The 14,719-nt window shown below is 42.7% G+C and carries 13 protein-coding genes and 1 pseudogene; 3 read left to right on the top strand and 11 right to left on the bottom strand.

From position 1 onward, the window contains the following. Positions 1-63: 63 nt before the first annotated feature. Both serS and ACHBIF_RS06545 read left to right on the top strand, forming a co-directional pair. Positions 64-1,338, top strand: a complete 1,275-nt coding sequence (serS, locus tag ACHBIF_RS06550; protein ID WP_394719421.1) for a serine--tRNA ligase — start codon at positions 64-66, stop codon at positions 1,336-1,338. A gap of 18 nt (positions 1,339-1,356) precedes the next feature. Next, on the top strand, positions 1,357-1,572 hold the full coding sequence (locus ACHBIF_RS06545; RefSeq protein ID WP_172060284.1) for a PspC domain-containing protein: 216 nt from the start codon (positions 1,357-1,359) through the stop codon (positions 1,570-1,572). Between the two features lie 293 nt (positions 1,573-1,865). On the opposite strand, the gene ACHBIF_RS06540 is transcribed toward ACHBIF_RS06545, so the two are convergent. The 6 genes and pseudogenes from ACHBIF_RS06540 to ACHBIF_RS06515 form a co-directional block, all read right to left on the bottom strand. After that, positions 1,866-3,455: a type I restriction-modification system subunit M gene (locus ACHBIF_RS06540; RefSeq protein WP_394719419.1), complete on the bottom strand. Its 1,590-nt coding sequence runs from the start codon at positions 3,453-3,455 to the stop codon at positions 1,866-1,868. A 47-nt stretch (positions 3,456-3,502) separates the two neighbouring features. Beyond that, positions 3,503-4,021 (bottom strand): annotated as a pseudogene (locus ACHBIF_RS06535) (restriction endonuclease subunit S); the annotation flags it as partial. Between the two features lie 71 nt (positions 4,022-4,092). Beyond that, a complete protein-coding gene (locus ACHBIF_RS06530; protein ID WP_394719417.1) occupies positions 4,093-4,761 on the bottom strand; it encodes a Fic family protein in 669 nt (222 codons plus the stop codon). A gap of 12 nt (positions 4,762-4,773) precedes the next feature. Beyond that, entirely contained in the window at positions 4,774-6,030 is a 1,257-nt protein-coding gene (locus tag ACHBIF_RS06525) for a restriction endonuclease subunit S (protein ID WP_394719415.1), read from the bottom strand. A 107-nt stretch (positions 6,031-6,137) separates the two neighbouring features. Continuing rightward, positions 6,138-9,344 carry a type I restriction endonuclease subunit R gene (locus ACHBIF_RS06520; protein ID WP_394719413.1) on the bottom strand — a complete coding sequence of 1,069 codons (3,207 nt, stop codon included), beginning with the start codon at positions 9,342-9,344 and terminating at the stop codon, positions 6,138-6,140. Then, a complete protein-coding gene (locus ACHBIF_RS06515; RefSeq protein WP_257104856.1) occupies positions 9,337-9,912 on the bottom strand; it encodes a restriction endonuclease subunit S in 576 nt (191 codons plus the stop codon). Before ACHBIF_RS06515 ends, ACHBIF_RS06520 begins: the two co-directional genes overlap by 8 nt. Before the next feature lie 120 nt (positions 9,913-10,032). On the opposite strand from ACHBIF_RS06515, the gene ACHBIF_RS06510 reads away from it, so the two are divergent. Further along, entirely contained in the window at positions 10,033-10,959 is a 927-nt protein-coding gene (locus tag ACHBIF_RS06510; RefSeq protein WP_105111582.1) for a site-specific integrase, read from the top strand. Between the two features lie 79 nt (positions 10,960-11,038). On the opposite strand, the gene ACHBIF_RS06505 is transcribed toward ACHBIF_RS06510, so the two are convergent. The 5 genes from ACHBIF_RS06505 to accD form a co-directional block, all read right to left on the bottom strand. Then, complete coding sequence (locus ACHBIF_RS06505; protein WP_394719410.1) at positions 11,039-11,704, bottom strand: CPBP family intramembrane glutamic endopeptidase; 666 nt, start codon at positions 11,702-11,704, stop codon at positions 11,039-11,041. Positions 11,705-11,882: 178 nt separating this feature from the next. Beyond that, a complete protein-coding gene (locus tag ACHBIF_RS06500) occupies positions 11,883-12,515 on the bottom strand; it encodes a hypothetical protein (RefSeq protein WP_394719408.1) in 633 nt (210 codons plus the stop codon). Next, on the bottom strand, positions 12,508-12,873 hold the full coding sequence (locus ACHBIF_RS06495) for a GNAT family N-acetyltransferase (RefSeq protein WP_394719406.1): 366 nt from the start codon (positions 12,871-12,873) through the stop codon (positions 12,508-12,510). Before ACHBIF_RS06495 ends, ACHBIF_RS06500 begins: the two co-directional genes overlap by 8 nt. Positions 12,874-12,937: 64 nt before the next feature. Next, positions 12,938-13,711 carry an acetyl-CoA carboxylase carboxyl transferase subunit alpha gene (locus ACHBIF_RS06490; protein ID WP_394719404.1) on the bottom strand — a complete coding sequence of 258 codons (774 nt, stop codon included), beginning with the start codon at positions 13,709-13,711 and terminating at the stop codon, positions 12,938-12,940. Then, positions 13,708-14,574 (bottom strand): acetyl-CoA carboxylase, carboxyltransferase subunit beta, encoded by an 867-nt coding sequence (accD, locus tag ACHBIF_RS06485; protein WP_394719402.1) that lies wholly within the window; start codon positions 14,572-14,574, stop codon positions 13,708-13,710. Before accD ends, ACHBIF_RS06490 begins: the two co-directional genes overlap by 4 nt. Positions 14,575-14,719 lie beyond the last annotated feature (145 nt).

The raw sequence follows: 14,719 nt of genomic DNA, 5'->3' as shown, positions 1-14,719 counted from the left end.
AACCGCGGTAACTATCGCTCCAGCATCTCTCATTCTGTGTTTTTTATTCTAAAGGAGACATCTATGCTAGATATCAAACGTATTCGTACAGATTTTGACGGAGTAGCTGCCAAACTTGCTACTCGTGGTGTGGCTGCTGAAACCTTGGCAGACATCAAGGACTTGGATGCTAAACGCCGCGAAATCTTGGTTACTGTAGAAGAATTAAAAGCAGAGCGCAACACCGTTTCTGCGGAGATTGCCCAAGCAAAACGCAATAAGGAAAACGCTGATGACAAGATTGCTGCCATGCAAAAATTGTCTGCGGATGTGAAAAACTTAGACGCTCAACTCTTGGAAATTGATGAAAAACTAAATGCCATTCTTGCAGTTCTTCCAAATACGCCTCACGATTCTGTCCCTGTTGGTGCAGACGAAGAAGAAAACGTGGAAGTTCGCCGTTGGGGAACACCTCGTGAATTCACTTTCGAGCCAAAAGCTCACTGGGATTTGGGCGAAGACCTGGATATTTTGGACTGGGAACGTGGGGCAAAAGTAACCGGTGCCCGCTTCCTCTTCTACAAGAACTTGGGTGCCCGCTTAGAACGTGCCCTCTACAACTTCATGTTGGACGAGCATATCGCAGAAGGCTACCAGGAAATCATCACGCCTTACATGGTCAACCACGACTCTATGTTTGGTACTGGTCAGTATCCAAAATTCAAGGAAGATACTTTCGAGTTGGCGGATACCAACTTCGTCCTTATTCCAACTGCGGAAGTGCCATTGACCAACTACTACCGCAACGAGATTTTGGAAGAAAAAGATCTACCTATTTACTTCACTGCTATGAGCCCTTCTTTCCGTTCTGAAGCTGGTTCTGCTGGTCGTGACACCCGTGGTCTTATCCGCCTTCACCAATTCCACAAGGTTGAAATGGTCAAATTTGCCACACCGGAGCAATCTTATGATGAATTGGAAAAAATGACCGCAAATGCAGAAAATATCCTTCAAAAATTAGGCTTGCCATACCGCGTTTTAGCCCTCTGCACAGGCGATATGGGCTTCTCAGCTGCTAAGACCTACGACTTGGAAGTCTGGATTCCAGCCCAAAATACCTACCGTGAAATCTCAAGCTGTTCCAACACAGAAGATTTCCAAGCTCGCCGTGCCCAAATCCGCTACCGCGACGCTGCTGACGGCAAGGTTAAATTGCTCCACACCCTCAATGGGTCTGGTTTAGCAGTTGGTCGTACCGTGGCTGCCATCCTTGAAAACTACCAAAATGAAGACGGTTCTGTCACCATTCCAGAAGTTCTCCGTCCGTATATGGGTGGGGCGGAAGTAATCAAACCTTAGCCTTAGGAGGACAAGAGTATGAAAAAGACGTTATACAAAGATAAAAACCGCAAGGAGCTTGCTGGTGTCATCGCTGGCCTGTATGATTACTTCAATCTATACGAAAACTACGGTTGGAAATTAGAAAACGTTCGATTGGTAGTCATCTTCTTGGCCATTATCACTAATTTACCTTTTTTAACTGCCTATATCATTCTAGCCATACTTTTACCAGATAAATCTGAACTTAACTAAAGCTAACAAAGAACAGATGGATATAACAAAACGCATAAAAGCAAGTTTTAACTACATAATTTTATGCGTTTTTTTGTTTCGGAAAAAACTATAGACATTTGAATTAGCTTTGAAACATTGCAACTTTCGAATTGCTCTACTCTAGTACTGCCTGCACCTCAGTTCCTTGTCTGAAAGCTAATTCATTCGACTATATAAAAACCGGCAGCAGAATGGTAAGCGAATTCTGATTTGTATTGCAATTGTGGATATTCAAAAAGCAAGTAGAATTCCTACTCGCTCTTTTCATTTATCTAAAAATCTACTCCCAAAGTCTTTAATTGTTGACGAATCTTATCTTCTAGAGCCCGAATCTCTAGTCTATCTTGTTCTAGTTGCTGCGTTACTTGCCCGATATCAATCTCTTCCTCTTCCTCAAAAGTATCAACATAACGAGGAATATTTAGATTGTAGTCGTTTTCTACAATTTCTTCTATTGATGCCAAATGAGCATATTTGTCAACTGACTGACGATTGTGATAGGTCTCAACAATTTTTTCTACCATGTCATCGGAAAGGTGATTCTGGTTCTTCCCTTTTTCAAACTCCTTGCTCGCATCGATAAAGAATACATCCTTGGTCTGACGATTTTTTTTGAAGACTAGAATAGTGGTTGGAATGCCTGTGCCATAAAACAGGTTAGCTGGCAAGCCAATAACTGCATCCAGGTAATTTTTGTCAATAATCAGTTTGCGAATATGGCCTTCTGCCGCTCCCCTAAAGAGCACTCCGTGTGGTAAAACAATGGCCATGGTCCCTGTATTATTCAGATGATAAAGACTGTGTAAGATAAAAGCAAAGTCCGCTTTAGAGGCTGGTGCTAACTTACCGTATTCCATAAACCGTGGATCCTTCAATTTGGACTCACGATTGTCCCATTTAGCAGAGTAGGGTGGGTTTGCGACGACCGCATCAAAACTACGTGGCTGATCGATTCCAAGTTCATCCACCCCGTCCGGCCAGTCACTTTCTAAGGTATCAGCATTATTCAAAATCATATTGCTGTAGCCGACCTGATGCATCATCAGGTTCATCCGCGCCAAGTTATAAGTAGTTGTGTTCATTTCTTGGCCATAGAATTTGATATGCTGGCCCTGAGGTAGTTCATTACGCACTGTTAGTAGCAAGGACCCTGAACCCATGGTTGGATCGTAAACAGAGAAGCTAGTATCTGATTTTTCCAAACCTAAAGTAACAATCTTGGCTAAAATCTTACTCACTTGATGCGGGGTATAAAATTCTCCACCTTTTTTACCTGCCGAAGCAGCAAACTGTCCAATAAGGTACTCGTAGATTTCTCCCAGAATATCCTTTCCTTCGTCATTTTTATACTCAATGCTGTCAATCAGCTTCACAATACTGTTCAAGGATTTTGCACGCGCAACTGTTGAATTGCCCAAACGAGAGTCCCCTAGATTGATGTCATTAAAGACGCCTCTGAAATCTTCCATAGCATCCTGATTGAGTTCTACATTGGCATTAAAATGATCGAAAATCGTCTGGTAATCACTCGCTACAATCTCACTGTTATCAATTTTGGCTACCAGTCTTGCCCATGTATCTTCAGGCTCGATGGCATACCCAAGGTGAGAAGCTGTATTTTCCAAATGCTCTACCAAGTCATTCCCAACTGCTTCTCGCGCATAGGCATCCTGAACAGTTTCCCCTAGAGCAGGACTGATAATTTCATCTTCCACCAAGAAACGCTCTTGATGCTCAGATAGGTAGCGATAAAACATGAAGGCTAGGATATAGTTCTTATATTCCGAAGCATCCATGTTTCCTCGCAATTCATTAGCCATAGACCAAATTTGATTGGTAATGGCTTGAATAGTTTTTGACATGTTTTTGTAATCCTTTCATGTTGTTTCATTTTTTACTCAAAATCTCATTTTCGCTGATGAAGAGTAATAAGCTGATCTAGGTCGGAGAAGAAGCTGCCGATGGCTTCTTGTTCGGGGAGGGTGGGGAGGGAGAGAGGCATTTGAGACATTTGTTTACCTGATACCTCAACAAAAGTTGAACCTGCCCCTATAACTTCTCCATGCTTTTTTAGCATATTAGTGAGCGAAAAAATAAAGTAAGAATCAAGACTATCTTTTTTCGGAATAATGGACTGAAAACCTTGATTCGTTGTACCTTCTTTGGCTAAAATCGCAGTGTTACCAATTCCAGCACGTGAGGTAAATAAAACAGTTCCGATAGGTAACATTTTTGCAGAACTTTTCTCTAAACCTAAATCTGATATTTTTCGTTGACTCGAAGAAACATAAATTTTTTTACCAATTTCAGCAGGAGAATACCAATCAATATCACCATTCCAATATTCATTAATAGATGTACTCGGTGTTCCACCTCCCACTATCTCCGCCACCTCCCCCAACTTACGCTGTTTCCAAGTAGTTGTGAAAGTAGGGCTTTCATTGTATTTTCAGGCAAAAATAATAGTTCCGATTGAAAGTCGCTTTCTGAAAACTCGACTTAAAACTGGTTTTTTCGTTCTTGTTCAAACTCCAAGGAGCGTTTGAGTAATTGGGATAATCCAGTCACATCTTGTTCCGCTAACATCTCCATATAAAGAGCTCGATCTTCCTTACTAATCAGTACGGGTGCTCCCAATTTGAGCATACTTTGAAACATCAAAATCAGCCGTCCTGTCCGGCCGTTCCCATCACTGAATGGGTGAATACGCTCGAACTGAATATGCACATCTGCCAGCACCTCTAACAGCTCTGCTATTTCCAAAGACAACCTCAAGCGATAGTTGGCATTATCCACCCACTGTTGCATAAGAAAAGGCGTTTCCTCTGGCGATGCAGTCTTGAAGGTCGCACCAATAATAGCGTTTTGCACCGACTTAAACTGCCCCCGATCATGCTGGAGGCGGTCCATCAACAAGGCATGAATATCCTTAACCAGTCCCAAACTCAGCTCTTCCCCATTATCTAAGGCAAATAGCAGAGCTTGGAAGGCTTGTTTGTGATTTTCAATCTCGTAAAATTCACGGATACTCTTGTGCTTGCCAGGTAGCGTGCTTTCCAAAATAATCGAAACCGTCTCAGGCAGAGAAATGGTATTCCCCTCAATCCCGCTGGAATGATAGGCCATTCGTACCAGAAGGTCATCTAAATAATCCTGCGAATATGTCATACTGACCTCTTTCTATATAAACATCTGCTGTAACAAGGCTTTTTTCAACAGTTTCAGATGATCCAACTGACGCTGATGAAGAGTAATAAGCTGATCTAGGTTGGAGAAGAAGGAACCAATGACTTCTTGTTCGGAGAGGGTGGGGAAATCCAAGTCCACCTTTTTCAGATCTGAATTATGAAGATGTACTACAGATTTTCCCTGAGCACGTTTACTCAAGCCTTTTTGTTGTTTTCCATTAGATATAGTAAGTGCTAAAAATACAGGAAAAATCTCCGAGTGTAATCGAATTATATTTATATCTCCACCTAAGATTATGCCCTTTTTTGCAACAACGGAAGCCCTAGCAATATCTAGTGAACTTTCACCCGAAGCAGGTACTAACACCTCACCACCTTCACTATACACTACACTTTTTTTATTATCTTCAACAGATACAAAAGTATCAACTTCTGAGATAACCGTTTCATACTTCGTATATAGACGACCATATAAAATAATCGGTGAACCTTCAATAACTAAATCTTTCTTCGAATAACCGTTTCCTTTGGCAAAAGTAGCCACCTCCCCCAACTTACGCTGTTTCCAAGCGTCCGTAAATTCTGGGAATCTTAGATCAGGAAAATCGTTTCCATTCCCTTTCGGAAACATTTTCTGTAACAAAGCCTTCTTCAATTCTTTAACATCATCTAATTTTCGCTGATGAAGAGTAATAAGCTGATCTAGGTCGGAGAAGAAGCTGCCGATGGCTTCTTGTTCGGAGAGGGTAGGGAACATGATTTCATAATTTGAGTATTCCTGCGCATTGACCCCAGGTTGTCCTGAACGCATAGACGTGATACTTATAAATCTCTCATAATTTGAAGTAAGGGTATTTTGAAAAACAAAATCAGGATTAAAAGTATCTTTGATTTTTACTCTAATCAAGAACCCTGCAAAATAAACTTTTCCATCTACACTTCTATAAATATAGCTTTTGCCGACACTGGCCCCTGTTCGTGCAAATAGAATATCTCCAATACTTAATCTGTATTCATCAAGACCAAATAGGTTTATTTCGGGAGAAGTTAAGTTACTAATATTGAACTCTCTGCTATCATCATCTATATCAGTAATTCTTAAATATTTATTTTCACCATCATACTCAGTTGCTGCCGAATTTAAACCATAGTCAAACGAAATCGCAACCTCCCCCAACTTACGCTGTTTCCAAGCGTCCGTGAATCCGGGGAAGCGCAATCGTGGTACGGTTGATTTTTCTTTTGTCATAGTCCCTCCTTTTCTACTTTCTTTTTGTTTCATTTTTGAAAGTTATTTTTGCAATTTTTCGGACGATTTCCATTCTATTATACGCTATCATCCAACAAAATCGCAACCTATTGCCCAACCAAGTCGTCGGCCAAATCATATAGTGCTTGTCTCAACTGATTACGGTACTGAATCTTGCTCAAGCCTTTAACAGCATCACCTTCTGCCCAGGTCTGGTAATCGCGACTAGCTTCTTTTATCAAGGTACGTAAGTGTCCGGTATCATCCAAGTCATTCTGACCATATCGATGTCTCGCCAACAACTCTCGTAGTTCTTGGTTGCGGATATGTTCCGTCAAGCCCCATTGGATTCGGAAAGCAAAGAGCTTCTTGTCAATGTAAACATGCGAGGCTTCTTGGATAATCTTCTGACTATCAATCCCCTTGACTGGATAAGCAAAGTTCATATCTTGTGTCGGAAAATCACCTCGATAGATTGCATCCCCTGTTTGACGAATCTGGTCAGCATAGTTGAGGTCTTCCAAACCGCTTGCAAATCTATCCAATTCATCCCTGGTAGCTGCGGCTTCTACCATCTTCTCTTCGTAAACCTGATTCAGCAAGAGCTCAACCAGTTCGGTCAATTTATCGTAGTCAATTGTCACTTCCTTGATGTGAGTCATCTTGAGTTCAATTTGGTGAATGCTAACTTTTTGCTCTTTCGCCAAGGTTCGTTTCAATTCGTTGGCTAAGACCGTCGTCAAAAGTTTTTCTTCCTCTACAGACATTCCCAAACTTTCAATAAAGCGGTCCGGCTGATTGTAATCAAATCCTTCAATCACCCCATCAACCTCCTCCGGCTGATACTGTTTGAGCTTAGACAGACCTTGATTGTAAGCACGGAGCAATTCCAACATAGCCTCACGCTTTTTCTCAGACTTCGGAATATCATTGAAATCACCCGTCAACTCTCTCAATTGGTCGACCGTTTGTTTGACTTCAGCAAATACTTCCTTGAAAGGCTTAGCCACCAATCCATTTTTTTCATTGTTGTTTTTTTGTTCCGCATCTGATAAATTGGCAGCACTATCATCTGCATAGATGGCCAAGGCCTGATTCATCAATTTCTCATTATGAGCTGGCCAGCGGTAATTGACCACCCGTCCAAAAGGTTTATTATCCATATCCTCCACACGATTGGTACGAGAATAGGCCTGGATAAGACTAGCTCCTTTTAAGGTTCGGTCAACATAAAGAGTATTGAGCTCAGGAGCATTGAAACCTGTCAATAACTGATCCACGACAATCACCAAATCTAAGTAGTTCTTGTCCTTGGCTGTTCTATTGAGGCGACTAACCAGGTCCTCTGTATAAGAAGCAACATCTGACAAGCCAAATGACGTCCCAAATTCTGTGTTATAGATCGTAATAGCTTCAAGCAAACCAGTATTTGACACGACCATGCTATCATTATTTTGAGTATTCAAGGCAAAGGTCACTCCCACCTTCAAGACCAGACCTCCTTGCTCTCGATGCAGTTGATTGATTCGTTGAAACTCTCGGAAATACATCATAGCCATGGGTGTGGAGGCCCTGCCTCCACCTACGTGGGTGGTGAACAAGGCATTGTAACGGCCATTGCCGGAGCGATTTGCCCAGTGTTTGAAGACATCTTCGACTACCAATCGAACATGCTCTGGATTTTCATCATAGACGCTAGAAGTCACCGCATCATCCATATCATCTGGACTTAGATTGGCAATCTTTTCTTCAATCTGTGCACTTGTCCACTTCGGGTATTTTTGCCGATAAAAATCTGGTAAGTAAGTTGTTTTTAGTTTTTCCTGATCGATGGTTGTCTCAAAATCCACCTTAAACCCTAGTACATTGCGGTCACTAATGGCATTTTTAATAGTGTAGGCATGAAGAAGAGGGCCAAAAATATCTTGCGTCCGCAGACTAGCACCTGTATCATCTAAGTTGGGAGTTCCTGTATAGCCAATCCAAGCCGCTTTCTTAAAGGCCTTTTGAATCCCTGCAAAACTATCTCCACCAGTTGAGCGATGGGCTTCGTCAACGATAAACACGATATGCTTATCTGGTGATTTGAAGGATTTTCTCTTCACCAGTGTATCCAATTTTTGCACAGAAGTAACGATAATCCCACTATCCTTACTAGTCAACTGCCGTGCCAAGGCTGTGGTATTTTGAGTTTCTCGAATACTGCCAAAACTATTTTCCCCAGCTTCTGGATCATAAGCCAGATAATCATCCTTAGTCTGATTGGTCAAAGCGATACGATCCACTAGAAAGACAACCTTGTCTACCTTGGGCATTCGACTTGCCAGCCAAGCTGTTTTAAAACTAGTGATCGTTTTCCCTGAGCCTGTAGTATGCCAGATGTAGCCAACCTTGTTACAGCCTAGTTCAAAATCGACTTTTTTTATCCCCTCAATGACCGCCTGAGTGGCGTAAACTTGATAGGGACGCATGACTTTCAGCATTTGTTTCTGCGGTGTCCCGTCTAAGATCATGTAGTTGGTCGCCATCTGATGGGCCATTGGAATGCTGAGCATGGAATCCGCAAATTCTTTCCAATTCCGAACTTTACTACCGTCAGATTTACGCTGCCAGTGGAAAGCAAAGTCCTTATTAAATTTCTCCGCAGTGGTATTGGCCATATAGCGAACATTGTTGGGGGCGATAGCGACTAGAATCTGCAAGGTAGAAAAAATATCCGTATATTGCCGTTCCTGGATATATTGGTGCATTTGGTTCAATGCCTTGTCCACATCTACCGTATCCTTTTTCTCTTCAATCTGAATAATAGGTAAGCCATTAATCAGCAAGGTTGTATCGAATATACATTCTCGTCGTCCAGGGATTTTAGGAGCCCTACGAATTTGGTTCACCACTTGGTAGACAGTGTCCCCACCGCCTATCTTACGTTGGTCGAATACTGTCAAAAATGTATGCCGTCCATCATCAAGCGTAATTTCCAATTCGGAAACACCGCTAATTCCATATAAAAACTGGCCAGCCTCATAAGGTGTCTTCAGATCTGAAATAATCTGCTTGACTTGAGCAAACTCGGTATCGCTCAAGGGGTTGTCCAATCGATGTTGGTTGTGTTGCCAGAGAATATTACGAAAATTTTCCCATAATTGCTCCGTTGTCTTGATACCCGGCTCATAAGTCCACAGTTTAGATTTGACTGCATACAGGGCCGAAGAATCACTAACAGACCATTCTAGACCTTCTAGGTGCTCCGGTTGTGTAATAGTCCCTGTCGTAATATATTGAATCAATTCTGTTTCAAATGCTAATTCATTCATGTGCGTAAACTTCCTTTAACAAATATGTTAGTCGTAAAAAATCTCCTTGCGCATAAGCTTGCCGCTTCTGCCGTAAGGCTAATCCATCTAAATAAATTTTTCCTAGTTTCTGCTGACTATCTAAAGGAGGCAAGGCGCCTAGCTGTAAACTTTTCAGTTGCTTGACTGTATATTTCATTACCTCACTCCCCTGTAAGCTTTGGTAAAACTGCCGTCTAATAGCCGAGGATTCATTGATCAGATACAGCAAGAAGACCTTATCCAGCTTTGCATTGGGTTCAATTTTGATATAGTTTTGTGTATAGAGTAAGCCTGCGTGCTCCGCTCTCACTAAAACAGCCTTCCCTGAAAGTAAACTAAAGAGCAAATCACCTTCTTCTAGCACAGTCACTTCTCTATCTGTCCTCACAGTCCGACTATCTATCACTTCTTCTATCACCTCATAACCATCCAATTGATGATGTTGCTGATTGTAGAGGATATAGTCTCTAGCATCTTCCCAGCTGGTAGTATCCAAGCGAACCTGTAAACTACCTCCCGTAAAGTGAGCCAGTTCTTCTAATTTCATAATTTTCCTTTCTTTGAAATTTTTCATAATTACATTTTTTGTTAAACTTAATATAGCATCTTCTCAGGAATATGTCAATAAATTATGTAATTTAAAAAAATTAAAAAAGGAGCTTCTGCCATGAACTTATCAAAAGAAAAACAGCTTTTCCATCACTATTATGCAAATTGGCTACGAATTTACAAGGAAGGAGCCATTCGAGAAGTCACTCTCAAGAAATATAGAATGACATTGCAGTGGCTTATCAGGCTAGCTCCTAGTCTGTTGTTGGAAGATTTGAATCGGGTTCGTTACCAAGAATTGATTAACAGCTATGCTAAAACACATGAACGACAGACAACCATGGATTTTCATCACCAGTTGAAAGGAGCTATTTTAGATGCTGTAGATGAAGGAATTATTGAACGAGATCCGACACGTAAGGTGATTATCAAAGGAAGACTTCCTCGAAAGAAAAAGACAAAATACCTCAACCAATTTGAACTTCATCAGTTGATACAAGAATTACGTCTCGGAGAGGAGCTGAATTGGGATTGGCTCATCTTATTGATTGCTAAAACAGGTATTCGATTCTCCGAAGCCCTTGCTCTCACTACTCAAGATTTTGATTTTCACCGACAGCTATTGACCATTGATAAAACATGGAATTATAAAGGAGATGGCGGATTTTTACCTACAAAAAATAAATCTTCAATTCGAAAAATCCAACTCGACTGGCAAACCAGCACCCAATTCGCCAACTTATTGAAGCACACCCAACCTGATGACCTACTTTTCGTGAAGAAAGAGCGGATATACAACTCTACCATCAATGCCATTCTTGAAAAGCGTTGCCTAAGTGCAAACCTTCCTGTCATCACCATTCATGCCCTGCGACACACCCATGCATCTATTTTATTATTTGCCGGGGTTTCTATCGCAAGTGTTGCTAGACGACTTGGTCATGCAAGCATAACAACGACCCAGAAAACCTATCTTCATATCATTCGTGAATTAGAAAACCAAGATGTTGATTTAATTATGCGGTCACTGTCAGGACTTTGTTGACATTCCTATCTCTATCGTGACAAGGCTTGTACTGGTCATTGCAAAAGACGACTCCACTTGGAATCGTCTTTTCTGTTGCTTATTGAAAATAGTAGAGTGCCACTACCGACCAGGCATTGTTGATAAAATGGACAGCGATGGGATAAATCAAGTAGCCTGTCTTATGATAGAGGATACAAAAGATGAGGCCACCTCCCCCATAAATCAGCCAAGAGGCAAGATCGGTCGGTCCATGAAGGGCTCCGAAAAGCAAGCTTGAAACAATGATTCCAACAACTGCTTGCGACCCAAACAATTTCTTAAAGAAATAACCCCGCAATATAACCTCTTCTGCAATTGCTGGCAAAAATGCTGTTGTCAAGAGTGCCAGCCCAAAAGGAACTCCCTTCAAAGATTCGATAATGAAGGCGTCGTTAGCTGTCGTCGTAGCCCCCTGCAATTCCAACAAATAGAAACCAAGCATGTCTATCAGTTGCATGGTAGCAAAGGCTAGTATGACTATTGCCAGACCGTCCCAAGAAAGAACGTTTTTGTCCCAGATAGGTAGATTATTTTTCTCAGCCCGCCACCAGAAGAAGACCAGAAGACCCAGTGTCACCAGTCCAGCCATTACCAAGGCAGTTTGTGACTTGGACTCTTCCAAAATCATATCTGGAATCACACAAAATACCAAAAATATAAAAACTCGCAGCAAAACCCAAATCTTCCGACCAATCCATTCCAAACCTTGACTCAGTTTCTCCATACTCTTCTCCTCTTCCGCTCCATCATATAGAGTGCCTTCAATCTATTATAGGATTTCACGCAATGTCAATCAATCTGTTCTGTTGTTGTAATGCAATTTTACAAAAATTCAATGAATTTGTCAATATACACTAAAAAAACAAATACCCTTACGATGTTTGTTGCCATCACCCCACTGATTATCCAGCGGGGTGTGTCATCTTCAAGTAGGGTTCTAGTAGAGAAAAACCCTGAATCAAGCGTTCCAGCAGTTCCTCCTCGGAGGCAACGGTTCTAAACGGTACATCATACTTGACCAATACTTTACGAATCCGTCCTGCTTCAACGGCTTGTAATAGGCTCTGTCTATTCTCCTCCGTTCCATCCAGGCGATAAAATACCTGTCCCTCTTGCACCCAATAATAAAGCGGTGCCGCAATCGAGCAGTTCAGAACGCGATTTTGCTGAAGCAGAGAGGTCTCCACTTTCTTTCGCTCAATAAAACTGACTTCTACTGAAATCCCTGCCTCAACTCCCTTACCATACAGACGAATAGCTAGAGCTGAGTCCGTTAGACTGGCAGAGGGCAAACGGTAATAGGTCCAAAAATGTGGTCTGCAAATTTGGGCTTGATTCATCCATTGACTGACCCTCTCAGGCACAAAGGGACTGACGTGCTCAGCTAAGACTAAACTTAATGTCTGAAACTCCTTGCGTGCTACCTGTGCTACATTTCTTAAGGCTATCATATCGCCTGCCAAAGCTCCTGCTTTTTCAGGCTTGCAATAATGAACCCCTTGATAATCCAGGTATCTGCGACACTGTTCAAGCATCTGAATCTCCTTTCCACTTCTCCATATAGACCATGTCCATACCTTCCTGTTCAGGCTCTGTTTTGATGGCCTTGTGACCATAGCCTTTTCTTCTGTGGTCTGGATCAATACCAATCAAGCCTAGCCAGCCCTGCTCAGCGTCTTCAGCGACCGTTGTCCGTACTAGTCCGACTGTGTGCTCTTCCTCGATAATCTTGTAATAGCTACAATTTGGTCGTGCAAAGCGTGATTGGAAATAGTCCATGGTTTCAATAGCAGAATTGTACTGGTCATGATAGGTTTCATAGAGGGCTGCAAAGGCTCGGTGCTGAATGGGTAGCAATTCTTCTGCGTTTGATAGATTTGCTTTTACTAACATGGAAAACCTCCTGGAAACTATTTTATTTATTATATCAAATATCACAAAAAAATACTAGGTCTTCCTAGTATTTTCTAAAGCGCTGATAGCGGTTTTCGAGCAATTTATCAAGTGGTAAGGCTTGTAAGGAAGCCAACTGACTGACCAAGTTTTCTTTGATGTCAGCCAAAACTTCCTTGGTCGCTCTGCCATTTTCCAAAACAACCCGATCGACCACCTGGAGCTTCTCCAACTCGTATGACGTGATCTTCATGAGTTCTGCCGCTTCCATGGCTCGACTGCCGTCTTTCCAGAGGATAGAGGCGAAACCTTCGGGGCTGAGGACGGCGTACATGGAGTTTTCCAGCATCCAGACCTGGTCTGCCACCGCTAGAGCCAGAGCCCCTCCAGATCCCCCCTCGCCGATAATGATGGCGATAATAGGTACCTTGAGGTCGCTCATCTCCATGAGGTTGCGGGCAATGGCCTCACCCTGTCCACGCTCCTCGGCACCGACACCGGGATAGGCTCCAGCAGTATTGATGAAGGTGACAACGGGACGGCCGAACTTCTCCGCCTGTTTCATGAGGCGAAGGGCCTTGCGATAGCCTTCTGGGTGGGGCTGACCAAAGTTACGTTTTAGGTTATCTTGAAGGTTCTTGCCCTTTTGGATACCGATAACTGTCACAGGCTGACCTGCTAGAAAGCCGATACCACCCACAACTGCTCCGTCATCGCGGAAATTGCGATCGCCGTGCAATTCGATAAAGTCATCAAAGAGTTGTGTGGCATAGTCCAAGGTCGTCAGGCGAGCCTGGTCACGTGCCAAACGGATCATACGTGCTACATCACTGGTCATCTGACACCTCCATGCATTCTCAACAAGCGACCAATGGTCGTTGGCAAGTCCTGGCGTTTGACAATGGCATCGACAAAGCCGTGTTCCTGTAAAAATTCAGCCTTCTGGAAGTCGTCTGGCAGATTTTCTCGAACGGTTGACTCAATAACCCGTCGTCCTGCGAAACCAACCAAGGTCTGCGGCTCAGCTAGGATAATATCGCCTTCCATGGCAAAACTAGCCGTCACACCTCCTGTTGTGGGGTCTGTCAAGACCGTCAAGTAAAAGAGCCCAGCATTTGAGTGGCGTTTCACGGCTGCAGAAATCTTGGCCATCTGCATCAGGCTCATGATGCCTTCCTGCATGCGAGCACCACCAGAAGCTGTAAAAAGAACGACTGACAAACGCTCTTCAATCGCCAACTCAAAGAGGCGGGTGATTTTCTCACCGACCACCGTGCCCATAGAAGCCATGATAAAGTGCGAATCCATGATACCAAGGGCAACTGGTTGACCGCCGATGGTCGCCTTGCCTGTCAAAACAGCCTCGTCCAAGCCTGTCTTTTGACGGGTGGCTGCCAGTTTTTCGAGATAATTTGGAAAGTCCAAGGGATTTTTGGTTACAATCCCTGTAAACAATTCCTCGAACGAGCCATCATCCACTGTCAAAGCCAGGCGTTCCTGGGCTGTAATCCGGAAATTATAGGAACAGTGTTGACAGGTTTTCTCTGGTCCCAAATCATTCTTGTAAAGGATGATCTTACAAGCAGGACATTTGGAAAAGAGTTCATCTGGCACCTCTGGCTTTGCTTGAGGTGCTGACTCTATCCGCGAACGATTGGGATTGATGCGGATATATTTGTCCTTTTTGCGAAACAAAGCCATAGCATTCTCCTAGTTTACTTTTTTTATCGTCATTTAGTTGACTTTTATTACTTCGACGAATGAGGAAACTTTGTTTCCTTATTTCCAACTTCAAATACTCCACTGGAGTGTTTGAACTCGCCTTGCCTGATTGAAACAGTCTGGG

This window comes from Streptococcus sp. A11, from assembly GCF_043674225.1.
GTDB lineage: Bacteria > Bacillota > Bacilli > Lactobacillales > Streptococcaceae > Streptococcus > Streptococcus suis_V.
This window is presented reverse-complemented; position numbering and strand designations above follow the sequence as displayed.

Excerpts from the sequence above, each read along its gene's own strand:
- ACHBIF_RS06500 (WP_394719408.1), bottom strand. The coding sequence starts at position 12,515 with ATGCTTGAACAGTGTCGCAGATACCTGGATTATCAAGGGGTTCATTAT.
- ACHBIF_RS06490 (WP_394719404.1), bottom strand. The coding sequence starts at position 13,711 with ATGACCAGTGATGTAGCACGTATGATCCGTTTGGCACGTGACCAGGCT.
- ACHBIF_RS06545 (WP_172060284.1), top strand. The coding sequence starts at position 1,357 with ATGAAAAAGACGTTATACAAAGATAAAAACCGCAAGGAGCTTGCTGGT.
- ACHBIF_RS06530 (WP_394719417.1), bottom strand. The coding sequence starts at position 4,761 with ATGACATATTCGCAGGATTATTTAGATGACCTTCTGGTACGAATGGCC.
- accD (WP_394719402.1), bottom strand. The coding sequence starts at position 14,574 with ATGGCTTTGTTTCGCAAAAAGGACAAATATATCCGCATCAATCCCAAT.
- ACHBIF_RS06495 (WP_394719406.1), bottom strand. The coding sequence starts at position 12,873 with ATGTTAGTAAAAGCAAATCTATCAAACGCAGAAGAATTGCTACCCATT.
- ACHBIF_RS06505 (WP_394719410.1), bottom strand. The coding sequence starts at position 11,704 with ATGGAGAAACTGAGTCAAGGTTTGGAATGGATTGGTCGGAAGATTTGG.
- ACHBIF_RS06540 (WP_394719419.1), bottom strand. The coding sequence starts at position 3,455 with ATGTCAAAAACTATTCAAGCCATTACCAATCAAATTTGGTCTATGGCT.
- ACHBIF_RS06510 (WP_105111582.1), top strand. The coding sequence starts at position 10,033 with ATGAACTTATCAAAAGAAAAACAGCTTTTCCATCACTATTATGCAAAT.
- ACHBIF_RS06515 (WP_257104856.1), bottom strand. The coding sequence starts at position 9,912 with ATGAAATTAGAAGAACTGGCTCACTTTACGGGAGGTAGTTTACAGGTT.
- serS (WP_394719421.1), top strand. The coding sequence starts at position 64 with ATGCTAGATATCAAACGTATTCGTACAGATTTTGACGGAGTAGCTGCC.
- ACHBIF_RS06525 (WP_394719415.1), bottom strand. The coding sequence starts at position 6,030 with ATGACAAAAGAAAAATCAACCGTACCACGATTGCGCTTCCCCGGATTC.
- ACHBIF_RS06520 (WP_394719413.1), bottom strand. The coding sequence starts at position 9,344 with ATGAATGAATTAGCATTTGAAACAGAATTGATTCAATATATTACGACA.